We start from the raw sequence: 22,490 nt of genomic DNA, 5'->3' as shown, positions 1-22,490 counted from the left end.
ACTTACCTCGTTGCCACTGACTGGAATGCATTTTCCAGATCAGCAATCAAATCTTCGCTGTCTTCAAGACCTACAGAAATACGGAGCAAGCTGTCAGAAATCCCGGCGGCTTTGCGCGCTTCCGGCGCCATGCCAGCGTGTGTCATGGTCGCGGTATGAGAAATCAGGCTTTCGACGCCCCCCAGTGATTCTGCGAGGGTAAATAACTTCAATTCTTTCAGGAAATGGCGCAACTGAGCTTCATCTCCGTTAAATTCAAAACTGATCATGGCACCGAAGCCACGTTGCTGACGGCGGGCAATTTCATGTCCCTGGTTTTCCGGCAGCGACGGATGATACAGCTTTTTAACCTGCGATTGTTTCTGTAAATAAGCCACAATCGCCAGGGCATTTTCCTGTTGCTGTTTCACACGAACCGCTAATGTGCGCAAACCCCGCAATAACAGGTAGCTGTCAAAGGCTGCGGCGGTCACGCCAATGTTGTTCGCCCACCATGCCAGCTCTGTCGCGTGTTCTGCGGTCTTAGATATTACCGTACCGGCGACCACATCAGAATGCCCGTTCAGATATTTAGTACAGGAATGGACGACTAAATCCGCACCAAGCTGCAACGGGTTCTGCAACGCCGGGCTGAGGAAGGTATTGTCCACTACCGTCAGAGCACCGGCGGCACGTGAGGCATCGCAAATCGCCTGTATATCCACCACACGCAGCAAAGGGTTGCTCGGGGTTTCAATCAGCACCAGCTTCGGTTTTTCTTTCAGCGCATCCGCCAGCGCCTGCGGATCACCCTGATCCACAAACAGTACGCGATACGCGCCACGTTTGCTCAGACTGTCGAACAGACGATAGCTACCGCCGTAGCAGTCATGCGGCGCAATCAGTAAATCGCCAGGTTTCAGGAATACCGTACACACCAGGTGAATGGCAGACATCCCACTGCTGGTCAGAACCGCACCGGCACCGCCTTCCAGATCAGCCAGCGCCCGCTGGACAACATCGCGTGACGGGTTGCCGCGACGGGAATAGTCATGCGCTCTTGGCTGGTTGAAATCTTCAAAGTTATAGGTGCTGGAAAGGTAGATTGGCGGAACTACACAACCATATTGCTGATCATTGTTCAGGCCACTGCCCACGGCAATGGTGGCTTGCTTGTGCGTCATAATCGTTTATTCCTGACGAATTGCGAAGGATGAGGATAGAAAGAGTAACCGCCGGAGATATAGACGTCAATACATCTGGACATCTAAACTTCTTTGCGTATAGATTGAGCAACAGCGCAATACCCGCTAAAATTATGCCATTAATGAAGATGTCAGGCAGATGTGTCGCGCCGGAAGATTTAAGCGCAAGGTAGCAAAATGAACAGTGCCGCAGGGAAAACGTGAGATATCCCTGTTAAATTCCGACATTTACTTAGTGAGAACAGGGAAAATCGGGCATAATCACGCGGTTTTCAGAATTTTATTTTTTGATAAATTTAAGGTGTCCCATGGCTGAGTGGAACGGCGAATATGTCAGCCCTTACGCTGAACACGGTAAGAAAAGCGAACAAGTTAAGAAAATCACGGTATCCATTCCGCTGAAAGTCCTCAAAATTCTCACCGATGAACGCACCCGTCGGCAGGTGAACAACCTGCGTCATGCGACCAACAGTGAATTATTATGTGAGGCTTTTCTGCATGCCTTCACCGGCCAGCCTTTGCCGAATGACGAAGACCTGCGTAAAGAACGCAGTGACGAAATACCGGAAGCGGCGAAGATCCTGATGCGTGAATTGGGTGTGGATCCTGATACCTGGGAATACTGATCGCTGCAACGCAGAGATATGCTGAAAAGACCGTGCGACCCCGTCGCGCGTTTTTTCAGTATCTTTGTGAGAAAAAAATTGTTTGTCAGGAAGTGAAACGGCAGGCAACAAAAAAGGCGCCAAAGGCGCCTTTTTTTGCTCTCAAGCGAAGCTTATTTGCTGCTTGGAACGCTGAAACGCTTGTTGAAGCGGTCAACGCGGCCACCGGTAGCCACTTCACGTTGCTTACCAGTGTAGAACGGGTGACATTCGCCACAAACGTCCAGGTTCAGATCGTGACCCACAGTTGAGTGAGTTTTGATAACATTACCGCATGAGCAAGTTGCAGTAATTTCTACATATTTAGGGTGAATACCTTGTTTCATGGAAAACCTCTTCTTAAGGCCGCGTCGCTATCCAACCCTGTTCTGTCAGACACCACGCGTAGTGGATGATAGGCTTTGAGTACGAAATGCACCAAAGGCGGCGAATCATACAGAATCTCTGAGTACCGCGCAATGATGTTCATGCATTTCGAAGGACACAGTGTACACTATCTCGTCATTTTTTTATAGTCTGGACCCCCAATGCCTGTTGCCCACGTTGCTTTACCTGTCCCGCTCGCCCGTACTTTTGACTATCTGTTGCCGCCTGATATGCAGGTTTCACCGGGTTGCCGGGTCAGTGTGCCTTTCGGTAAACGTGACGCCATCGGCATCGTGACCAAAGTCAGTGACTTCAGCGAATTTGGCCTGGAAAAACTGAAACCGGTACGGGAAGTCCTCGACAGTGCCAGCCTGTTTACCCCCGATTTGTGGCGTATCCTGTTCTGGGCTGCCGACTATTATCATTATCCGATCGGCGAAGTGCTGTTCCATGCGCTGCCGGTGTTATTACGTCAGGGAAAAGCCGCTGAACTTACGCCACTGTGGCAATGGTTCGCCACCGAGCAGGGGCGGGCCACGCCGCTCGACAGCCTGAAACGGGCACCCAAACAGCAGCAGGCAATGGCCGCACTGATGCAAAAACCGTTGTATCGTCATCAGGTCGCCGACCTGGATCTTACTGATACCGCCTTGCAGGCACTCCGTGCCAAAGGGCTGACGGATTTACGCAGTATCGCGCCCGCCACGCACGACTGGCGGCTGGATTTCTCGGTGATCGGTGAGCGTTTACGGCTCAATACCGAGCAGGCCACCGCCGTCGGTGCGATCCGCAGTGAAGATCAACAATTTTCCGCCTGGTTGCTGGCCGGTGTGACCGGCTCGGGTAAAACCGAAGTGTATCTGAGTGTGCTGGAAAACATTCTGGCGCAAGGTCGGCAGGCGCTGGTGATGGTGCCGGAAATTGGCCTGACGCCGCAAACCATCGCGCGTTTTCGCGAGCGTTTCAGTGCGCCGGTGGATGTACTCCATTCCGGTCTGAACGACAGCGAACGCCTCGCCGTCTGGCTGCGGGCGCGCAATGGCGAAGCAGGCATTGTGATTGGCACCCGCTCGTCGCTGTTTACGCCGTTTGCACGCCTTGGTGTCATTATCATTGATGAAGAACACGACAGTTCTTATAAGCAGCAGGAAGGCTGGCGCTATCACGCCCGTGATCTGGCGGTATACCGCGCTCACGCTGAAAATATTCCGATTATTATGGGCTCGGCAACCCCGGCTCTGGAAACACTGCACAATGTTGAACGGGGAAAATATCGCCAGCTCAGACTGACCAAACGAGCCGGAAATGCCAAACTCGCCCGGCAAAATTTGCTGGATTTAAAAGGGTTGCAGCTAAAAGTCGGGCTGTCTCAACCGCTGATCCAGAAAATGCAGGAGCACCTGAAGGCCGATAATCAGGTGATGTTGTTCCTCAACCGCCGTGGCTATGCGCCTGCCCTGCTATGCCATGAGTGCGGCTGGATAGCCGAATGTCAGCGCTGCGATCACTATTACACCCTGCACCAGAATCAGCGTCAGCTGCGCTGCCACCATTGTGACAGTCAGCGCGCCGTGCCGCATCAGTGTCCGCATTGCGGCTCAACACAACTGGTCTCGGTCGGCGTCGGTACAGAACAGCTGGAAAATGAACTGGCACCGTTGTTCCCGGATACGCCTATCACGCGGATTGACCGCGATACCACCAGCCGTAAAGGTTCACTGGAACAGCATCTGAGTGAAGTCCATCGTGGCGGCGCACGTATTCTTATCGGTACGCAAATGCTGGCAAAAGGGCATCACTTCCCTGACGTCACGCTGGTATCACTGCTGGATGTAGACGGTGCCTTGTTCTCAGCGGATTTCCGTTCTGCCGAGCGCTTTGCCCAGCTTTATACGCAGGTGTCAGGCCGTGCCGGTCGCGCAGGTAAGCAAGGGGAAGTGGTATTACAAACTCACCATCCCGAACATCCTCTACTGCAGGTATTGTTGCAACAGGGCTACGACGAGTTTGCCAGACAGACGCTGGCGGAGCGCAAAAGCGTCTTTCTTCCTCCCTATACCAGCCATATTATGATCCGTTCGGAAGACCACGATAATCAGCAATCGGCGCTGTTTCTTCAGCAGTTACGCAATCTGATCGAATCCAGTCCGCTGAAAGATGATTCGCTGTGGATCCTGGGGCCGGTTCCTGCGTTACAAGCCAAACGCAGCGGACGCTTCCGCTGGCAGCTTTTATTGCAGCACCCTTCACGTCGCGTTTTGCAGCATCTGATCAAAAGCTCCCAGCCGCTGATTTTAAGTCTGCCACAAGCCAAAAAAGTGAAATGGACCCTGGATGTCGATCCGATTGATAGCTGATCTCCAAAGCAAATATGCATAAAGAGTCAGGTTTTTTGCGTGATGGATCGAAAAAAGCATCTGCGTCACACTTTTAATGCAAATTAGGTAACAAATCCTACTCACATTCTGTTTAGAATGTGATGAGCTACACATCATGCGTAGCCAGGTGAGGAATGTTGATGTTGTTGTGTCAGTTTGATGCTGTTGCAAGGAGAGAGACGTTGGAGCACAAGAAAGAATTACCCGCCGCAACAATGAAAGATGTGGCTGAACAGGCAGGCGTTTCAACAGCAACCGTATCCCGTGCGTTAATGAATCCGGAGAAAGTCTCCGCCGCGACCCGTCAGAAAGTTGATCAGGCTGTGATGGCCGTAGGGTATTCTCCTCATGCACTGGCCCGCAATCTGAAACGTAATGAATCACGCACTATTCTGGTGATCGTCCCCGACATTTGCGATCCGTTTTTCGCCGACCTGATCCAGGGGATCGAGCGTACAGCCGCCGAAAGCGGTTATCTGGTGTTGATCGGAGATTGTGCTCACCAAAATCAGCAAGAGAAAACCTTTATCAATCTGATTATTACCAAGCAAATTGACGGTATGCTCCTGCTTGGCTCTGATTTACCTTTCGATGCCAGTAAAGAAGAACAACGCAACTTACCGCCGATGGTGATGGCCAATGAATTTGCGCCGGAACTTGAACTGCCGACAGTCCATATTGATAACCTGACAGCCGCGTTCGAAGCCGTGCATTATCTTCTTAAACTGGGGCATCAGCGTATTGCCTGCATCGCCGGCCCGAAACATATGCCGTTGTGCCAGTACCGTTCGCAAGGTTATGTACAGGCACTGCGCCGCAACGGACTGAGTGTCGAGAGTTCGCTGACCATTGATGGCGATTTCAGCTATGAATCGGGGGCGCAAGCCGTCACCGAGCTGATGGCACTGCCCGTCCCGCCGACGGCGATTTTCTGTCACAACGATGTGATGGCGATTGGCGCTATGTTCCAGGCGAAAAAAATGGGTCTGCGCATTCCGCAGGATTTGTCGGTTGTCGGTTTCGATGACATTAAGGCCAGCCAGTATACCGATCCTCCGCTGACCACCGTTGCGCAGCCGAGATTCCAGCTTGGCCGTCAGGCCATGTTATTATTACTTGAGCAGTTACAGGGGAATCCGGTACAAAACGGTTCACTGTTGCTTGATAGCGAGCTGGTGGTGCGGGAAAGCACCGCTGCCCCCAAAGCGTGAGTCCGTTTTTATGTTCTTCGACAGTTTTAGTTTCAGTAAATGTTCAGGGTTGAGTAACATGACGCACTTCTTCATTCATCACGACACAGCGAAACGATAGTGGCACAAAGAGACTATGTAAGCCGTGGGCGCTCAGGAGCGCGGCGGAAAAGTACCAGCCGGAGTAAAAAACGCAGTTCCACAACGATCTCCAAAACCATGGTGGTGTTAGCCGTTGCGGTACTGGTGGTGTTTGTCGGTGGCCTCTATTTTATTGCGCACAATAAACGTGAAGAAGCGACAGTGTTGCCAACGCACGCTGTCCGTCCGGGTAATGGATTGCCGCCTAAACCGGAAGAACGCTGGCGTTACATTAAAGAATTGGAAAACCGCCAGATGGGCGTGACCACGCCGACAGAACCGACAGCGGGCGGGCAGGTCGAATCCAAAACACAACTGACGCCGGAACAGCGCCAGCTTCTCGAACAGATGCAGGCCGATATGCGCCAGACGCCAACACAGTTGTCTGAAGTGCCGTATAACGACCCTAACCAGGTGGCGCAGGCGCCGGCACATAATCAGCGCCAGGTTCAACAACAGCAGCCAACATACGCACAGCAACAACCGGTGCAAACTCAGCCGCGCCAGGTTCAGCCGCAGCCGACGTATACGCCACAAACGCAGCCGGTACGCGCGCCGCAAGCTCAGGTGCAAGCGCAGCCAAAACCGAAGCCACAGGTTAAAGAGCCGGTGAAAGAAGTACCGAAACCGCAACAGCCAGCCGCCATTACTCAGGCTGAGCCGGAAAAACCAAAAGCACAGGAAAAAACCCAACGCTTTATGGTGCAGTGTGGTTCTTTCAAAGGTACGGAACAGGCAGAATCGCAGCGCGCGAAGCTGGCATTTGAAGGCTTTGAAGGCCGGATCACTACCGGCGGTGGCTGGAACCGCGTGGTGATCGGCCCTTACAACAATCGCTCCGGTGCAGACAGCACCTTATCCCGCCTGAAGAGCGCAGGCATCTCCGGTTGCATACCCCTCGCAACCGGGGGTTGAAAACCCGTAATCCTTCCCCAATCTATACTTTCAATATGCCTCGTAAGCTTGTGAGACACCCGACGTGTCCCCCAAGCCTGCGGGGATCTTTTCAGTCTGCAACGAGGAACCGCTCGTGACAACAATTGTAAGTGTACGCCGCAACGGCAAGGTCGTTATCGGTGGTGATGGCCAGGCCACATTGGGAAATACCGTCATGAAGGGCAACGTCAAAAAAGTACGTCGCCTGTATAACGACAAAGTGATTGCGGGCTTTGCTGGCGGCACGGCTGATGCCTTCACGCTGTTTGAGCTGTTCGAGCGCAAGCTGGAAATGCATCAGGGTCATCTGGTGAAAGCTGCCGTTGAACTGGCAAAAGACTGGCGAACCGACCGCATGCTGCGACGTCTGGAAGCCTTGCTGGCCGTCGCGGATGAAAACGCGTCGCTTATCATCAGCGGTAACGGCGATGTTATCCAGCCGGAAAACGACCTGATCGCCATCGGTTCCGGTGGCCCGTATGCCCAGGCCGCGGCACGCGCATTGCTGGAAAATTCCGAGCTTGAAGCGCGCGACATCGTTGAAAAATCGCTGAGCATCGCCGGTGACATCTGCATCTATACCAACCATTTCCACACTATCGAAGAATTATCTTCTAAAGCGTAAGGATCGAAATTATGTCTGAGATGACCCCGCGCGAGATTGTCAGCGAATTAGACAGTTACATCATTGGCCAGGATAAAGCGAAACGCGCCGTGGCCATTGCTTTGCGTAACCGCTGGCGCCGCATGCAGCTCGATGAAGCGCTGCGCCATGAAGTCACCCCGAAAAATATTCTGATGATCGGCCCGACCGGTGTCGGCAAAACCGAAATTGCCCGCCGTCTGGCGAAACTTGCTAACGCGCCGTTCATCAAAGTAGAAGCGACCAAATTCACTGAAGTCGGTTATGTGGGTAAAGAAGTGGATTCTATTATCCGCGACCTGACCGATTCCGCTGTGAAAATGGTGCGTCTGCAATCTATTGAAAAAAACCGTTATCGTGCTGAAGAACTGGCCGAAGAACGTATTCTGGACGTACTGATCCCGCCGGCTAAAAATAACTGGGGGCAGCCTGACGAAGCGCAGGAACCTTCTGCTGCGCGCCAGAACTTCCGCAAAAAACTGCGTGAAGGCCAGCTCGACGACAAAGAAATTGAAATCAGCCTGGCATCCGGCCCGATTGGCGTTGAAATTATGTCTCCGCCGGGCATGGAAGAAATGACTAATCAGTTGCAGTCGATGTTCCAGAGCATGGGTGCTCAGAAACAGAAACCACGTAAACTGAAAATCAAAGAAGCGCTGAAGCTGCTGATTGAAGAAGAAGCGGCGAAACTGGTGAACCCGGAAGATCTGAAAGAACAGGCGATCGAAGCCGTTGAACAACACGGTATCGTGTTTATCGATGAGATCGACAAAATCTGTAAACGTGGCGGTCAGAGTTCAGGCCCTGACGTATCCCGTGAAGGTGTTCAGCGTGATCTGTTGCCACTGGTGGAAGGCTGCACGGTGTCTACCAAGCATGGCATGGTGAAAACCGATCATATCCTGTTCATCGCATCCGGCGCATTCCAGACGGCCAGTCCGTCAGACCTGATCCCAGAATTGCAGGGTCGTCTGCCCATTCGTGTGGAACTGCAGGCGCTGTCGACTGAAGACTTCGAACGTATCCTGACCGAGCCAAGTGCTTCGCTGACACATCAGTACAAAGCATTGATGGCGACCGAAGGCGTAACCATTGATTTCACCGCTGACGGTATCCGGCGCATTGCAGAAGCCGCATGGCAGGTAAACGAAACCACCGAGAATATCGGTGCGCGTCGTCTGCACACCGTTCTGGAGCGTCTGATGGAAGATATCTCTTACGACGCCAGCGAAAGTAACGGAATCTCCATAAACATTGATGCAGATTATGTTAGAAGCCACCTTGACCAGCTGGTAGCTGATGAAGATCTGAGCCGTTTTATCTTATAATTTGCTCATACGTTCCGAAAGTGATCTTCAGGGAGGCGTTTGCCTCCCTGATTTTTTTTAGATTTCGGACTGATTCTTCACCTGAGCGAAATCATCTATGAGCATAATCACTTCCTGCACACCGACGACGCCCGCCCGCGCCTGGCTGGAAAGCTTGCGCCCGAAAACCTTGCCACTGGCGTTTGCCTCTATCGTCATGGGTTCTGCCATTGCCAGCCTGCAAAATACCTTCCATCCGCTTATTGCATTGCTGGCACTGCTGACTGCCGGCTGTCTGCAAATCCTGTCGAATCTGGCGAATGACTATGGGGACGCAGAGAAAGGCAGCGATACCCCGGATCGCGTCGGCCCTCTGCGCGGAATGCAAAAGGGGCTGATTACCGCTGCGCAGATGAAGCACGCCATTATCCTGACCATCGCGCTGACCATAATTTGCGGTATCGCGCTCATCGCCGTGGCCTGCCATAAACCCAGTGATGTGGTCGGGTTTTTGGTTCTCGGCTTGCTGTCGATTGGTGCGGCGATTACCTATACCGTCGGCACACGGCCTTATGGCTACATGGGGCTTGGCGATATTTCCGTTCTTATTTTCTTCGGCTGGATCAGTGTCGCGGGGACGTTTTATTTACAGGCAGGCTATTTCGACTGGATCGTGATGCTTCCGGCGACGGCAACCGGTTTGCTCTCCACCGCCGTGCTCAATATCAATAATTTGCGCGATATCGAAACCGACAGTATCAATGGCAAGAATACACTGGCGGTTCGCCTCGGGACGGTTAACGCCCGCCGTTATCACACTATCATCCTGACCGCCGCCGTGCTGTGTCTGGTCATTTTCTCCGCCGTATACCTGCATCATTGGACCGGCTGGCTGTTTATTCTGGCGATTCCGATGCTGGCGAAACATGTGGCGCGGGTGATGAAATCCACAACATCCACCGAAGTCCGCCCGTTACTGGAACATATGGTAAAAACGGCGTTGCTGACTAACGTCTTGTTTGCAGTAGGACTGTTACTCAATTGAACAAAGTTGGCCTGATGTGCGTTTATCAGGTCACTTTTCACATTTAACAATTGATGATTTTGCCAACATCCGCCGGAAAGGGATATACTGAGCATTCATGCAGCAACCAGATGAAAACCTATGAAATACGATACTTCCGAACTTTGCGACATCTACCATGAAGAAGTGAATGTCGTCGAACCCTTGTTCTCCAACTTTGGCGGCCGTACTTCATTTGGCGGGCAAATCACCACTGTGAAATGCTTCGAAGATAATGGCTTGCTTTATGACCTGCTGGAAGAAAACGGCCGTGGCCGTGTGTTAGTGATTGATGGCGGCGGTTCTGTGCGTCGCGCACTGCTGGATGCCGGACTGGCACGCCTCGCGTTCCAGAACGAATGGGAAGGCATCGTGATTTATGGTGCAGTCCGTCAGGTTGACGATCTCGAAGAGTTGGACCTGGGTATTCAGGCGATGGCGGCTATCCCGGCTGGCGCAGGCAGTGAAGGAATCGGCGAAAGCGACATTCGTGTCAATTTCGGCGGCGTCACCTTCTTCTCCGGCGACCATCTTTATGCCGATAATACCGGTATCGTGCTGTCAGAAGACCCGCTCGATATAGAATAATTTTCTTCTGTGCACAACAAAAAAGGACGCCTTGGCGTCCTTTTTTATTTGGAATATGAAGTCATTAAACTTCTTCCATTTTTCCCAACAGTGCACGCAGACGATCCTGCCATACGTGTTGTTCTTCTTTCAGCTGCGCATTTTCACGCACCAGAGACTCATGATTGCCGCTGGCTTGCTGAACTTCCTGAGACAGGGCGTTGTTCTGCTCTTTCAGTTCTTCGATTTCCATCTGCAACAGAGTAATGGTATCGATCGCTTGCTGAACTTTAGCTTCTAATTTCTCAAATACTTCAAATGACATTTTTCGGTCCCCTTATGTTCGCAAGGCGCACATCTTATGTTCTGCCGCATCGTCCGGACACGGCTCAAAAATTCCTGCACTCCGTCGATTTTTATAACGAATTCATCAGAGAATTGCATAAAACCGGCAGGTGTCTTAACGGGTGATTGTATGTAGCCAGCTTTGATCTGTCTACCCGCAACCCCTCTATCCACGCAGTCTGTTGCAATTTTACAGTGCCGGGTATCAGGAAATGCCTAAAAAGCAGCGTCACACGCCAGAAATAGCCTTTAATGCCGAATAACCGTAGCCACCGTGCAACACGTAATAGTGATGCTCGTTTGTCAGCAACGCGCGCTGAAAATGTTAAATCCAGGCCTTTTGGCGCGGCATCATGGTCCGACAATACGCGAAATCGCTCATTTTTATGACGCAACACACAAAATTTGATTTCGCTATTTCTCGTTTATGCTCGTTAACGATAAATTCACATTACGTTCTCATTTAATGATGAACGCCAAAATCCGATTACGTTCACAAACGACATAACAGAAAAACTATAACTAACCATTAACATCATCCTTAGCAGGATCAAACTATGAGCCAAACCATGAGTTCCACATTAAAAGGTCAGTGCATCGCTGAGTTTCTGGGTACCGGGCTTATCATTTTCTTTGGTGCGGGCTGTGTCGCAGCAATGAAACTTGCCGGGGCAACCTTTGGCCAGTGGGAAATCAGTATCATCTGGGGTCTGGGTGTGGCAATGGCCATCTACCTGACAGCCGCCATCTCCGGTGCACACCTGAATCCGGCGGTGACCGTTGCACTTTGTTTGTTTGCAAACTTTGAAGGACGCAAAGTTCTGCCTTACATCGTGGCACAGGTCGCCGGTGCTTTTTGCGCCGCTGCACTGGTTTATGGCCTTTACTACAATCTGTTCTTCGATTTTGAGCAAAGCCACAATATGGTCCGCGGCAGCGTCGAAAGTCTGGATCTGGCCGGTATTTTCTCTACCTATCCGAACCCGCACATCAGCGTATTGCAGGCGTTTCTGGTAGAAACGGTGATTACAGCCATTCTGATGGCGTTAATCCTCGGCCTGACTGATGATGGCAACGGTATTCCACGTGGCCCGCTGGCACCGCTGCTTATCGGTATCCTGATCGCCGTTATCGGTGCATCCATGGGGCCACTGACCGGATTCGCCCTGAACCCGGCCCGTGACTTCGGTCCGAAAGTGTTCGCCTTCTTCGCTGGCTGGGGCAAGGTTGCCTTCACCGGTGCGCGCGATATTCCTTATTTCCTGGTGCCAATTTTTGGCCCGTTGCTCGGGGCTTCTCTGGGTGCCATCGCCTACAAGGCGCTGATTGGTCGCCATTTGCCAAATCAGATTAATGAACCGGCAGAAGAAAAAGCACCTCAGCCATCCAAACAACGTAAGGCCTGATCGGCTAAACTGTTCCACAGCTTACTCATTCGTAGGATGAATATTATGTCAGCAGATACGACTCACGAAAAAAAATACATTGTTGCACTCGACCAGGGTACAACCAGTTCACGCGCCGTAGTTCTGGATCACGATGCCAATATCGTCAGCGTGGCACAACGCGAGTTCACCCAGATCTACCCGAAATCGGGCTGGGTTGAGCATGACCCGATGGAAATCTGGGCATCGCAAAGCTCGGTGCTGGTGGAAGTGTTGGCAAAAGCCGACATTAATTCCGATCAGATTGCCGGTATCGGTATCACCAACCAGCGCGAAACTACCATTGTGTGGGAAAAAGAAACTGGCAAGCCAATCTATAATGCGATTGTCTGGCAATGCCGCCGCACAGCTGACATCTGCGAAACGCTGAAAAAAGACGGTCTGGAAGAATACATTCGCCACAACACCGGCCTGGTTATCGACCCGTACTTCTCCGGTACCAAACTGAAATGGATCCTCGACCACGTTGAAGGCTCACGTGAACGCGCTAAACGCGGCGAACTGCTGTTCGGCACCGTCGACACCTGGTTGGTCTGGAAAATGACGCAGGGTCGTGTTCACGTGACGGATTACACTAACGCCTCACGTACCATGTTGTTCAACATCCATGACCTTCAATGGGATGAGCGCATGCTTGAAGCGCTGGATATTCCGCGTGAAATGCTGCCGGAAGTTCGCCCTTCTTCTGAGATTTACGGCCAGACCAACATCGGGGGTAAAGGCGGTACGCGTATCCCTATCGCCGGTATCGCCGGTGACCAGCAGGCGGCCCTGTATGGCCAGCTGTGTGTCCAACCGGGTATGGCGAAAAATACCTACGGCACCGGTTGCTTCCTGCTGATGAATACCGGTACTGAAGCGGTAGCGTCTAAAAATGGTTTGCTGACTACCATCGCCTGCGGTCCGCGCGGCGAAGTGAACTATGCGCTGGAAGGTGCTGTGTTTGTCGGCGGTGCGTCCATTCAGTGGCTGCGAGATGAACTGAAGCTTTTCAGCGATGCCACCGACTCCGAATATTTCTCCATGAAAGTGAAAGACACCAATGGTGTTTACGTGGTGCCCGCCTTCACCGGCCTCGGCGCGCCTTATTGGGACCCGTATGCCCGCGGCGCTATCTTCGGTCTGAGCCGTGGTGCGAACAGTAACCACATTATCCGCGCGACGTTGGAATCTATCGCCTACCAGACCCGCGACGTGCTGGATGCGATGCAAGCCGACTCAGGCGCTCGTCTGCAGGCGCTGCGAGTGGATGGCGGTGCGGTTGCCAATAATTTCCTGATGCAATTCCAGTCAGACATTCTCGGCACCCGTGTAGAGCGCCCTGAAGTGCTGGAAGTGACCGCGCTGGGTTCTGCCTACCTCGCCGGTCTGGCCGTCGGTTTCTGGAGCGATCTGGAAGAGGTGCGCAGCAAAGCAACTATCGAACGTGAATTCCGCCCAAGCATTGAAACGACGGAACGTAATGTCCGCTATAAAGGCTGGCAAAAAGCGGTGGCACGTGTTCGTTCCTGGGAAGATCACGACGAGTAATCGCCGGGTATTTTATCGCCAACACCTCTTTCTGAAACTCCCCACCTGGGGAGTTTTTTTATGTGCCTTTTCCCATTGTGCTAAAATCTGCGGCACAGATGAGCCTCGTCTCACCGACCTCTTTTTTCTTTCTACAGGCTTTCCAATGAAACGTGAATTAGCAATCGAGTTCTCCCGCGTGACCGAAGCTGCTGCGCTGGCTGGTTACAAATGGCTGGGGCGTGGTGATAAAAACCTTGCCGATAATGCTGCCGTTCAGTCCATGCGTATCATGCTCAATAAAGTTGATATTGATGGCACCATCGTGATTGGTGAGGGGGAAATTGATGAAGCGCCGATGTTATACATCGGCGAAAAAGTCGGTACCGGCAATGGCGACGCGGTAGATATTGCTGTCGACCCGATTGAAGGCACACGCATGACGGCCATGGGGCAATCCAACGCGCTGGCCGTGCTGGCCGTGGGCGACAAAGGTTCCTTCCTCAATGCGCCGGACATGTACATGGAAAAAATTGCCGTCGGGCCGGGTGCGAAAGGGGCGATTGATCTGCAACTGACACTGGCTGAAAACCTCGCAAATATTGCAAAGGCGCTGAATAAGCCGCTCACCGAACTGACTGTCGCGGTTTTAGCGAAACCACGCCACGACGATGCGATCCGCGAAATGCTGGCGTCAGGCGTGCGAGTGTTCGCGTTTCCGGACGGTGATGTGGCTGCGACGATCCTGACCTGTATGCCGGAAAGCGAAGTGGATGTGCTGTATGGCATCGGCGGCGCACCGGAAGGGGTAATTTCTGCCGCCGTAATCCGCGCACTGGATGGCGATATGCAGGGCCGGCTACTGGCACGGCATGACGTGAAAGGCGATACACCGGAAAACCGTCGTATCGGCGAAGAAGAGCTGACGCGCTGTAAAGTGATGGGAATTGAAGCCGGTAAGGTGCTGCTGCTTGATGATATGGCGCGTAACGATAACGTGATTTTCTCCGCGACCGGTATTACTAAAGGCGACCTGCTGGAAGGCATCAGCCGTCAGGGGAACATGGCGACCACCGAAACACTGTTGATACGGGGTAAATCACGCACTATCCGCCGTATCCGCTCCACCCATTACCTCGACCGTAAAGACGCGGCGTTGCACGCATTTATTATCTAATCATTCCTTCCGGTCATCAAAAAGCAGGGCCATCAGCGCCCTGCTTTTGCACTATCAGGCCGTATGCCCTTCATGCTGACTGCGGTTCGACATCGGCCACCAGCACAGCAAAATCAGCACTGCCATGGCAAACATCAGTAACCCGAGACTGAACTGACCGGTTTGCGGCAGCATTGCTGACATCCAGGCTACCAGCCCTGAACCCATATTCTGTAAACCACCGACCAGAGCACCCGCAGCGCCTGCCAGATACGGGAAAGGCTCCATTGCGCCGGTGGTCGCCAGCGGGAATAACATACCCGCGCCGAAGAAGAACAGCGAAGCTGGCACCACCAGCGTCCAGATATTCATGATACCCAGCCAGCCGGGGATCCACATCGCCAGACCAGCCAGCAGACAACTGATGACCGAATGCCACATCAGTTGCTGGAAACTTTTCTCTGTACGCCCGGCATACCAGGCACCAAAGAAAGCTGCCGGGATCGGCAGGATAAACAGGACGCTGACCATCACACCGCTCAGCCCGAGAACGCCGCCCATCAGCACTCCGCAACTGGCTTCAAACACCGCCACGCCGGCCAGCGCACCGACCAGCATCACCAGATAACGGCTGAAATTGGCATCGGCCAGCAATAAACGCAGACTGCCCAGCATTTTGCGCGGCGGATGATCGGCAGTGAATTCAGGACGGGTTTCCGGCAACCAGCGGTACATCGAAAAAGCCACTCCTGCGCACAGGATAAGCAGAAACCCAAAACTTGCACGCCAGCCCAGCCACGCCGACAAAGCGCCGCCGATCACCGGTGCCAGCAGAGGACTGACCAGAATGCCCATGTTCAGCAGACTGTTGGCATGGCGTAACGCGCCGCCGCTGTATAAATCACGTGGCATGGTTCGCGCCATCACACCTGCTACGCCGGTGCCCAGCCCCTGAATGGCTGCAAAAGCGATCAGCATATTCAGGCTCGTTGACATCATCGCGCCCGCCGCGCCAAGCAGGAAAATTATCAGGCCGGTCAGGATCACCGGTTTACGGCCAACGTTATCGGAAAGCGGACCATAAACCAGTTGCGAGCCGCCGTATGTCAGCAGATATGCCGCCATTACCCGCTGCACGGCACCGGGTTTTACGGCAAGACTGACGGCCATGTCCGCAATATTCGGCACATAAATGGTCTGTGCCATTTGCCCGACAGCCACCAGCAAAATGAGCATAATAAGCAGGTGAATATTTTCCAGTTTTTTCATTTTTCAGTTCATTATCGGATAAGTATGGAAAAGAGCAGAATAAATAACCCATCATTTCAGCCAGACACCGGCGGCGCATAAGTTAACAAATTAAGATGAATAAGCGAGTACTGCGGGGAAGACTTCTGTCAGTTCGCTGGCAGCGGCGGGAACCACTTCTGTAACGCTGGGTGTACAGAAATCGAGACTGACTAACCGGTAATAAACAGGCTGATAACATTTAACCGATACGGGATCGGGAAAATTTGAAATAAAATCAGGACATAATTTCGCACCACGTGAACAAACCAGAAACCACGGGAGTTTTTTATGGCTGATTGGGTGACAGGAAAAGTCAAAAAAGTTGAACACTGGACTGACAGTTTGTTCAGCATCACGGTCAATGCGCCCGTTGACCCTTTTACCGCAGGCCAGTTCGCCAAACTTTCACTGGATATTGACGGTGAGCGGGTTCAGCGCGCTTATTCCTATGTGAATCCGCCATCAAGCGGTGAGCTGGAATTCTATCTGGTCAACGTGCCGGAAGGAAAACTCAGCCCGCATCTGCATGTGATGCAGCCCGGAGATGAAATCAACATCACCAGGGAAGCCGCCGGATTTTTCGTCATTGAAGAAGTGCCCGAATGCGAAACCTTATGGATGCTGGCAACGGGCACCGCCATCGGGCCGTATCTGTCGATTTTACAGGAAGGTACGGGGCTGGAACGGTTCAAAAATATTGTTCTGGTTCATGCGGCACGCTTTGCTGCCGATCTGAGTTATCTGCCGTTGATGCAGCAACTGCAACGCCGTTATGAAGGCAAACTGCATATACAGACCGTGGTCAGTCGCGAGGAAATTTCAGGCTCGCTGACCGGGCGAGTTCCTGCGCTGATTGAAAGCGGTGCGCTGGAAGCAACTGTCGGCCTGAAAATGCTGGCAGAGGACAGCCACGTAATGTTGTGCGGCAATCCGCAGATGGTTCGCGATACACAGCAGTTACTCAAAGACACGCGGGGTATGCGCAAACACCTCAAACGTAAACCGGGTCATATGACCAGCGAGCATTACTGGTAAGCAGTGACTGAAAACTAGCGAAATTTAACGTCGTCCGGTTCCGGGCCAAAACGATTTGTGCCCGGCGTGCCGGTAAACGCACCGCAGTCGATCAGCAACATAATGAAAATCACTGAAGGCGCCAGCCGTCCCAGAACCCAGCTCCATATCTGCGGCATCGCCGCTGCCCAGTTCCCCGCCACCAGCATCCACGCCAGCACAAACAACAGCGCCCACCAGGCAGATTTATTACGGTCATGTAATCTTTTCACCAGCACAGCCGCCGTCGGCCACAGTAAAACCACCAGCGCGAATCCGGCGGACTGATAGGTAATCCATTCCTGTGCGGCAAAAAAGAAGTCAGCCACCATCAGGATCAGCCAGCTGACCATCCACATCCAGAAATCACGTCGGCCCAGGCGGCCGTTAAAAGAAAATAGTGCATGCTGTAACGTCATTGACAGTCCGTTCCGTAAAGTACAATGGGAGTAAATTGTTAAACCAGCCGGAGTGTACCCCACGGACAACAACGACGAGAATCTTTACGCACTCCTTTTGACATTACCCCCCGTTCCCCGCTTTAATCGGTTTGTTGAAATAAAATAAGAAACGCCCTATGACTGTTGCTCAATCCTTATTACGACTGGCACTTCCCGCGCTGCTTATGCTCACCGGCCAGAATATTGCACTGGCCGATCCGCCGGCAGAGCACGCCGGCGCGGAAGAAATGCCAAAAGCCCCTTACCTGCTTGCCGGTGCGCCAACCTTTGAAACGACGCTGATCAATTTTCGCGCCAGATATAATGAAGCTAATCCGACTCAGCAGATTGGCGAGTTCCGTTCTATCAGCGATAAGTCTCCCAACAGTTTCCTGACCCGCGCTGCCAGCAAAATTAACGAAAATCTGTATGCGTCGACCGCGCTGGAAAAAGGCACCGGCAAAATAAAAACGCTGCAAATTACTTACCTGCCGATTCAGGGGGCTGAAGAAAAAGCCGCTCGCACCCTGGCGATAAGCTATATGGCCAACCTGATGCGTCAGTTCGACGCCACATTATCCACTGAGCAAAGCGTGGCGAGAGTGGCTTCTCTGATCGAGAAAGGCAAAGGTCAGCAGTTTTATAAGCAGGAAGTAGGCGCAGTACGTTTTGTCATTTCAGACAATGGCGAAAAAGGTCTGACATTCGCCGTTGAACCGGTCAAGCTGGCGCTTGCTGAGCCATGAGATGACGGTTTTTAATGACAAAAAGCAAAGCCTTTATGACCAATGATCTCTATACTGTTGCACAGGTAATCTGCTTATTTGGCAGAAATTTTAATCGACACTCGCGTCCCCTTTTGGAGGAAAAAACATGCGACATCCATTAGTGATGGGTAACTGGAAGCTTAACGGCAGCACCCACATGGTTAACGAACTGATTGCTGCTCTGCGTACTGAACTGAGCACAGTTGTAGGTTGTGGCGTTGCAATTGCTCCACCAGAAGTTTACCTGTCACAGGCTAAACACGCTCTGGCTGGCAGCCGTATTGCGCTGGGTGCTCAGAACGTTGATGCGAACCTGTCCGGCGCATTCACTGGTGAAATCTCTGCCGACATGCTGAAAGACATCGGTGCGAAATACATCATCATCGGTCACTCAGAACGCCGCACTTACCACAAAGAAAGCGACGAGTTCATCGCGAAAAAATTCGGTGTGCTGAAAGACGCTGGCCTGACTCCTGTTCTGTGCATCGGTGAAACCGAAGCAGAAAACGAAGCAGGCAAGACTGAAGCCGTTTGCGCGAAACAACTGGATGCGGTGCTGAACACTCTGGGTGCAAAAGCATTCGAAGGCGCTGTTATCGCTTACGAACCTGTCTGGGCGATCGGTACCGGCAAGTCTGCCACCCCGGCTCAGGCTCAGGCGGTTCACAAATTCATCCGTGACCATATCGCAAAACAAGATGCTGCGGTTGCAGAGCAAGTGATCATCCAGTACGGCGGTTCTGTTAACGCGGCCAATGCTGCTGAACTGTTCACCCAGCCAGACATCGATGGCGCGCTGGTTGGCGGTGCGTCACTGAAAGCAGATGCTTTCGCTGTGATCGTCAAAGCCGCTGCTGAAGCTAAACAAGCGTAAGCTGTTTCTTCCGCACAATAAAAAACCCCGGCATGCCGGGGTTTTTTATTGTCTGTAAAAGCGCGATTAACGTTTGGTGATTTGGTCGAAAATTCCGTCGGTCGCGAAATGGTCTTTCTGCGCCTGAGCCCAGGTACCTGCAACCTGATCAATGGTGAACAGTTTCAGTTTCGGGAATTCAGCCGCGAATTTCTTCTCGACTTGCGGATCACGCGGACGGTAATAGTTTTCTGCTGCGATGGTCTGGCCTTCCGGTGAATACAGGTACTTCAGGTAGGCATCCGCCACTGTACGGGTGCCACGCTTATCCACCACTTTATCGACTACGGAAACCGTTGGCTCCGCCAATATTGATTCGCTTGGCGTGACGATTTCAAACTTGTCTTTGCCGACTTCTTTGGTCGCCAGCAGCGCTTCGTTTTCCCATGCGATCAGCACATCACCGATACCGCGCTCAACGAAGGTGTTGGTTGCGCCACGAGCACCGGAATCCAACACTTCCACGTTTTTATACAATGCTTTCACGAAATCCTGAGCCTTCGCTTTGTCATTGTTGTTGTGATGCAACGCATAACCCCAGGCAGCCAGATAGTTCCAGCGTGCGCCGCCAGACGTTTTAGGATTCGGCGTAATCACCGACACACCCGGTTTGATCAAATCATTCCAGTCATGAATTTGTTTCGGATTACCTTTACGCACCAGGAACACAATGGTAGACGTATACGGCGCAGAATTGTCCGGCAGGCGGGTGATCCAGTTTTTATCAATACGACCGCGCTCGGCAATGGCATCAACGTCATAAGCCAGCGCCAGTGTCACTACATCCGCTTCAATGCCATTAATAACTGACGTAGCCTGTTTGCCTGAGCCGCCATGCGACTGGCGCACAGTAACCGTATCACCGGTTTTGCCCTGCCAGTATTTGCTGAACGCCTTATTATATTGTTCATAGAACTCACGGGTTGGATCGTATGACACGTTCAGAATCTGAATATCTTTGGCAATCGCTCCCGTTGCTACCAACAGTAATCCCAAACCTGCAGCCCATTTACGCATCGTACTCTCCCGAAATAGTTTCTATGGATTTCATTTATTTGTTCGTTAAAGAGAGCGTGCCAGATAAAAATGAAACACATAAAGAATAAAAGGTTTTTTTCTATTACTTTATGGAATAAACAAAAGGCGGGCGAAAAAAAACCTCCCGCCAGGGAGGTTCTTCTAAACACGCAATAAACTGAATCAGAAAAGTTTTTTCGCCGTGTCGTACCAGTCTTCTTTGAACTTGCTTTTCTTGTTCTCTGGCGCGATACAAATCGAGATTAATTCGTGAACCATTTTCTCGTTTTCTACACCCACACAGAAACCGCCCTGAGAATAGTCGCGGTCTTCTTCCAGCAGCAGGTCAACAGCATAAGCACCCATGCGGGAAGCCAGGATACGGTCATAAGCGACCGGTGCTCCGCCACGCTGAATATGGCCTAAGACAGTGCCACGCGTTTCACGACAGGTTTCTTTCTCGATGTATTTAGCCAGTTCTTCGATGTTATCTAACTTCTCGGTGATGGCGACAATCGCGTGTTTTTTACCTTTCGCGATACCGGCTTTGATTTCAGCAACCAGATCATCACGTTTAAATTCAACTTCAGGGATAGCGATAAATTCGCATCCCCCGGCAATCGCTGCCGCTAAAGTCAAATCACCGCAATAGCGGCCCATCACTTCAACAATAGAGATACGCTGGTGTGAGGATGAGGTATCACGTAAACGGTCAATCGCCTCAACCACAGTGCCTAATGCGGTGAAAAAACCGATAGTGTAGTCAGTCCCGGCAACATCGTTATCGATGGTACCTGGCAGGCCGATACAACGGATGCCACCTTCTTTCGTCAGCAGGTCTGCACCCGCATATGAACCGTCACCGCCGATAACCACCAGGCCATCAATACCGCGGTCTTTCATATTCTGTAGGGCAACTTTACGCATTTCTGGATCACGGAATTCCGGAAAACGTGCTGAACCCAGGAAAGTACCACCACGGTTGATCATATCGGAGACGCTGTAACGATCCAGTTTGCGCATGCGGTTTTCATACATGCCGAGGTAGCCATCTTCAATACCGTAGACTTCCAAATCTGCAGATAAAGCGGCGCGGACAACGCCACGGATCGCAGCATTCATGCCTGGGGCATCGCCACCACTTGTCAGTACACCAATTTTTTTGATCATGACTACCTCTGAACTTGTAGATGCAATTTCTTAAGAATCTTGAGCCAGCCTGTTGGGCGAATTTTTCTTATGCAGCCAAAAGGGCTTATTAGCGTTTGAGCCTATAGTATAACAAAACACCGGTGCTGAATTGATTCAAGTCAGCAAGAATACGCATACACCGCTCGGTACATCGCAATTTACTGATTCATACGGCTTTTACAAGATATTTCCCGTTCGTTACGCGCAGATTTCCACCTTGTAAATTTCCTATTTGCAGATCCCACCCAAATTGAGGGCAAAAAAAACCCCACCTTTCGGTGGGGGAAGACAGGGATGGTGTCTATGGCAAGGAAAAACAGGGATCTTACTCGGTCGTGCTGGTACTACTCGTCTTCTGGGCAGAAGAGGGCTGTAATCCAGATAACTGCATTTGCATCTGTTTCATGCGCTGCTCGTGTTTCTGGTTCAATACATTTTTTTGCTCAGGGGTCAGCAGATTAAACATCTGGTTGCGGATGCGGGCCATTTCGACCTGACGATCCACCTGCTCCTGAGCCATCAATTCAGCTTGCGCACGGACGGCGGCCTGATCGAACTTTTCGGCGGTAACCAATCGGTGCATCGTTTCTATCTGTTCTACATTTACATTAGGCAAATCTTTTCGAGCCTGGTGCATCAGGTCACGCATTTGCTGGCGCTGCTGTTCAGTGAGATTAACACCATCAAACATAGTGTTGCGTTCCAGAGGCTTCTCCAACATCGTGCTATCATCTTCTGCTGGCATCGCCGACACTGGTTTTGCGCCATCTGCTAAAACGACACCTGAACTGAGTGTCAGAAGCGTGGCCAAACCAAATGAAGCTGCCTTAAACATCACATACTCCTAAAGTCTTTATCGCTTCATCGCGAATCATTGAAAAGCAGTCTAAACCTGCTGCTGCAAACAAGCGTCAGTGCTTGTAA

The 22,490-nt window shown here is 51.9% G+C and carries 22 protein-coding genes; 14 read left to right on the top strand and 8 right to left on the bottom strand.

Annotated features, from left to right (window positions below; genetic code table 11):
• Positions 1-2 precede the first annotated feature (2 nt).
• Positions 3-1,163 (bottom strand): cystathionine gamma-synthase, encoded by a 1,161-nt coding sequence (metB, locus tag ACOZIO_RS22930; RefSeq protein WP_421595757.1) that lies wholly within the window; start codon positions 1,161-1,163, stop codon positions 3-5.
• 329 nt (positions 1,164-1,492) lie between these two features.
• Between metB and metJ the strand changes: the two genes are divergently transcribed.
• A complete protein-coding gene (gene metJ, locus ACOZIO_RS22925) occupies positions 1,493-1,810 on the top strand; it encodes a met regulon transcriptional regulator MetJ (protein WP_004392248.1) in 318 nt (105 codons plus the stop codon).
• Positions 1,811-1,962: 152 nt separating this feature from the next.
• On the opposite strand, the gene rpmE is transcribed toward metJ, so the two are convergent.
• Complete coding sequence (gene rpmE, locus ACOZIO_RS22920) at positions 1,963-2,175, bottom strand: 50S ribosomal protein L31 (protein ID WP_129955316.1); 213 nt, start codon at positions 2,173-2,175, stop codon at positions 1,963-1,965.
• 201 nt (positions 2,176-2,376) lie between these two features.
• Between rpmE and priA the strand changes: the two genes are divergently transcribed.
• From priA to rraA, 7 genes are all read left to right on the top strand, one after another.
• Positions 2,377-4,572 (top strand): primosomal protein N', encoded by a 2,196-nt coding sequence (gene priA, locus ACOZIO_RS22915; protein ID WP_129955314.1) that lies wholly within the window; start codon positions 2,377-2,379, stop codon positions 4,570-4,572.
• Positions 4,573-4,775: 203 nt separating this feature from the next.
• On the top strand, positions 4,776-5,804 hold the full coding sequence (gene cytR / locus ACOZIO_RS22910) for a DNA-binding transcriptional regulator CytR (protein WP_129955312.1): 1,029 nt from the start codon (positions 4,776-4,778) through the stop codon (positions 5,802-5,804).
• A 99-nt stretch (positions 5,805-5,903) separates the two neighbouring features.
• Positions 5,904-6,839, top strand: coding sequence for a cell division protein FtsN (gene ftsN, locus ACOZIO_RS22905; protein ID WP_421595754.1), 936 nt, complete (start codon positions 5,904-5,906; stop codon positions 6,837-6,839).
• Positions 6,840-6,954: 115 nt separating this feature from the next.
• Positions 6,955-7,485 carry an ATP-dependent protease subunit HslV gene (gene hslV / locus ACOZIO_RS22900; RefSeq protein ID WP_015699184.1) on the top strand — a complete coding sequence of 177 codons (531 nt, stop codon included), beginning with the start codon at positions 6,955-6,957 and terminating at the stop codon, positions 7,483-7,485.
• An 11-nt stretch (positions 7,486-7,496) separates the two neighbouring features.
• Positions 7,497-8,831 carry an HslU--HslV peptidase ATPase subunit gene (hslU, locus tag ACOZIO_RS22895; protein ID WP_129992182.1) on the top strand — a complete coding sequence of 445 codons (1,335 nt, stop codon included), beginning with the start codon at positions 7,497-7,499 and terminating at the stop codon, positions 8,829-8,831.
• Between the two features lie 97 nt (positions 8,832-8,928).
• Positions 8,929-9,855, top strand: coding sequence for a 1,4-dihydroxy-2-naphthoate polyprenyltransferase (locus ACOZIO_RS22890; RefSeq protein ID WP_421595752.1), 927 nt, complete (start codon positions 8,929-8,931; stop codon positions 9,853-9,855).
• 120 nt (positions 9,856-9,975) lie between these two features.
• Positions 9,976-10,461 carry a ribonuclease E activity regulator RraA gene (rraA, locus tag ACOZIO_RS22885; RefSeq protein ID WP_129955306.1) on the top strand — a complete coding sequence of 162 codons (486 nt, stop codon included), beginning with the start codon at positions 9,976-9,978 and terminating at the stop codon, positions 10,459-10,461.
• A 64-nt stretch (positions 10,462-10,525) separates the two neighbouring features.
• On the opposite strand, the gene zapB is transcribed toward rraA, so the two are convergent.
• Positions 10,526-10,765: a septal ring assembly protein ZapB gene (gene zapB / locus ACOZIO_RS22880; RefSeq protein WP_129955305.1), complete on the bottom strand. Its 240-nt coding sequence runs from the start codon at positions 10,763-10,765 to the stop codon at positions 10,526-10,528.
• A 577-nt stretch (positions 10,766-11,342) separates the two neighbouring features.
• Here zapB and ACOZIO_RS22875 point away from each other — a divergent pair.
• The 3 genes from ACOZIO_RS22875 (at position 11,343) to glpX (ending at position 14,916) form a co-directional block, all read left to right on the top strand.
• Entirely contained in the window at positions 11,343-12,191 is an 849-nt protein-coding gene (locus ACOZIO_RS22875) for an MIP/aquaporin family protein (RefSeq protein ID WP_129955304.1), read from the top strand.
• Between the two features lie 45 nt (positions 12,192-12,236).
• Entirely contained in the window at positions 12,237-13,760 is a 1,524-nt protein-coding gene (gene glpK, locus ACOZIO_RS22870; RefSeq protein WP_129955303.1) for a glycerol kinase GlpK, read from the top strand.
• Between the two features lie 145 nt (positions 13,761-13,905).
• A complete protein-coding gene (gene glpX, locus ACOZIO_RS22865; RefSeq protein WP_129955302.1) occupies positions 13,906-14,916 on the top strand; it encodes a class II fructose-bisphosphatase in 1,011 nt (336 codons plus the stop codon).
• Between the two features lie 54 nt (positions 14,917-14,970).
• Here the strand turns inward: glpX and emrD are convergent, their stop codons facing one another.
• Entirely contained in the window at positions 14,971-16,164 is a 1,194-nt protein-coding gene (gene emrD, locus ACOZIO_RS22860) for a multidrug efflux MFS transporter EmrD (RefSeq protein WP_421595750.1), read from the bottom strand.
• Between the two features lie 309 nt (positions 16,165-16,473).
• Here emrD and fpr point away from each other — a divergent pair, with 309 nt between their 5' ends.
• Complete coding sequence (gene fpr / locus ACOZIO_RS22855; protein WP_421595749.1) at positions 16,474-17,220, top strand: ferredoxin--NADP(+) reductase; 747 nt, start codon at positions 16,474-16,476, stop codon at positions 17,218-17,220.
• A 14-nt stretch (positions 17,221-17,234) separates the two neighbouring features.
• On the opposite strand, the gene ACOZIO_RS22850 is transcribed toward fpr, so the two are convergent.
• A complete protein-coding gene (locus ACOZIO_RS22850) occupies positions 17,235-17,657 on the bottom strand; it encodes a DUF805 domain-containing protein (RefSeq protein WP_129955299.1) in 423 nt (140 codons plus the stop codon).
• A gap of 158 nt (positions 17,658-17,815) precedes the next feature.
• Here ACOZIO_RS22850 and ACOZIO_RS22845 point away from each other — a divergent pair, with 158 nt between their 5' ends.
• Together ACOZIO_RS22845 and tpiA are read left to right on the top strand one after the other, a co-directional pair.
• A complete protein-coding gene (locus tag ACOZIO_RS22845) occupies positions 17,816-18,424 on the top strand; it encodes a DUF1454 family protein (protein WP_129955298.1) in 609 nt (202 codons plus the stop codon).
• 127 nt (positions 18,425-18,551) lie between these two features.
• Positions 18,552-19,319 (top strand): triose-phosphate isomerase, encoded by a 768-nt coding sequence (tpiA, locus tag ACOZIO_RS22840; RefSeq protein ID WP_129955297.1) that lies wholly within the window; start codon positions 18,552-18,554, stop codon positions 19,317-19,319.
• Between the two features lie 66 nt (positions 19,320-19,385).
• Here the strand turns inward: tpiA and ACOZIO_RS22835 are convergent, their stop codons facing one another.
• From ACOZIO_RS22835 to cpxP, 3 genes are all read right to left on the bottom strand, one after another.
• Complete coding sequence (locus tag ACOZIO_RS22835; protein ID WP_129955296.1) at positions 19,386-20,375, bottom strand: sulfate ABC transporter substrate-binding protein; 990 nt, start codon at positions 20,373-20,375, stop codon at positions 19,386-19,388.
• Positions 20,376-20,558: 183 nt separating this feature from the next.
• Positions 20,559-21,545: a 6-phosphofructokinase gene (gene pfkA, locus ACOZIO_RS22830; protein ID WP_015699196.1), complete on the bottom strand. Its 987-nt coding sequence runs from the start codon at positions 21,543-21,545 to the stop codon at positions 20,559-20,561.
• 346 nt (positions 21,546-21,891) lie between these two features.
• The gene (cpxP, locus tag ACOZIO_RS22825; RefSeq protein WP_421595747.1) at positions 21,892-22,401 is read right to left on the bottom strand and encodes a cell-envelope stress modulator CpxP; all 510 of its coding nucleotides are present in this window, start codon (positions 22,399-22,401) and stop codon (positions 21,892-21,894) included.
• Between the last annotated feature and the right edge of the window lie 89 nt (positions 22,402-22,490).

Source organism: Rahnella sp. PD4 (genome assembly GCF_049199325.1).
Classification (GTDB): Bacteria; Pseudomonadota; Gammaproteobacteria; order Enterobacterales; family Enterobacteriaceae; genus Rahnella; species Rahnella perminowiae.
Note: the sequence above shows the minus strand (reverse complement) of the source record. Positions and strands in the feature narration are given on the sequence as shown.

Coding starts and splice junctions, on each gene's coding strand:
- metB (WP_421595757.1), bottom strand. CDS start 1,163: ATGACGCACAAGCAAGCCACCATTGCCGTGGGCAGTGGCCTGAACAAT.
- metJ (WP_004392248.1), top strand. CDS start 1,493: ATGGCTGAGTGGAACGGCGAATATGTCAGCCCTTACGCTGAACACGGT.
- rpmE (WP_129955316.1), bottom strand. CDS start 2,175: ATGAAACAAGGTATTCACCCTAAATATGTAGAAATTACTGCAACTTGC.
- priA (WP_129955314.1), top strand. CDS start 2,377: ATGCCTGTTGCCCACGTTGCTTTACCTGTCCCGCTCGCCCGTACTTTT.
- hslU (WP_129992182.1), top strand. CDS start 7,497: ATGTCTGAGATGACCCCGCGCGAGATTGTCAGCGAATTAGACAGTTAC.
- ACOZIO_RS22890 (WP_421595752.1), top strand. CDS start 8,929: ATGAGCATAATCACTTCCTGCACACCGACGACGCCCGCCCGCGCCTGG.
- rraA (WP_129955306.1), top strand. CDS start 9,976: ATGAAATACGATACTTCCGAACTTTGCGACATCTACCATGAAGAAGTG.
- zapB (WP_129955305.1), bottom strand. CDS start 10,765: ATGTCATTTGAAGTATTTGAGAAATTAGAAGCTAAAGTTCAGCAAGCG.
- ACOZIO_RS22875 (WP_129955304.1), top strand. CDS start 11,343: ATGAGCCAAACCATGAGTTCCACATTAAAAGGTCAGTGCATCGCTGAG.
- glpK (WP_129955303.1), top strand. CDS start 12,237: ATGTCAGCAGATACGACTCACGAAAAAAAATACATTGTTGCACTCGAC.
- glpX (WP_129955302.1), top strand. CDS start 13,906: ATGAAACGTGAATTAGCAATCGAGTTCTCCCGCGTGACCGAAGCTGCT.
- emrD (WP_421595750.1), bottom strand. CDS start 16,164: ATGAAAAAACTGGAAAATATTCACCTGCTTATTATGCTCATTTTGCTG.
- fpr (WP_421595749.1), top strand. CDS start 16,474: ATGGCTGATTGGGTGACAGGAAAAGTCAAAAAAGTTGAACACTGGACT.
- ACOZIO_RS22850 (WP_129955299.1), bottom strand. CDS start 17,657: ATGACGTTACAGCATGCACTATTTTCTTTTAACGGCCGCCTGGGCCGA.
- ACOZIO_RS22845 (WP_129955298.1), top strand. CDS start 17,816: ATGACTGTTGCTCAATCCTTATTACGACTGGCACTTCCCGCGCTGCTT.
- tpiA (WP_129955297.1), top strand. CDS start 18,552: ATGCGACATCCATTAGTGATGGGTAACTGGAAGCTTAACGGCAGCACC.
- ACOZIO_RS22835 (WP_129955296.1), bottom strand. CDS start 20,375: ATGCGTAAATGGGCTGCAGGTTTGGGATTACTGTTGGTAGCAACGGGA.
- pfkA (WP_015699196.1), bottom strand. CDS start 21,545: ATGATCAAAAAAATTGGTGTACTGACAAGTGGTGGCGATGCCCCAGGC.
- cpxP (WP_421595747.1), bottom strand. CDS start 22,401: ATGTTTAAGGCAGCTTCATTTGGTTTGGCCACGCTTCTGACACTCAGT.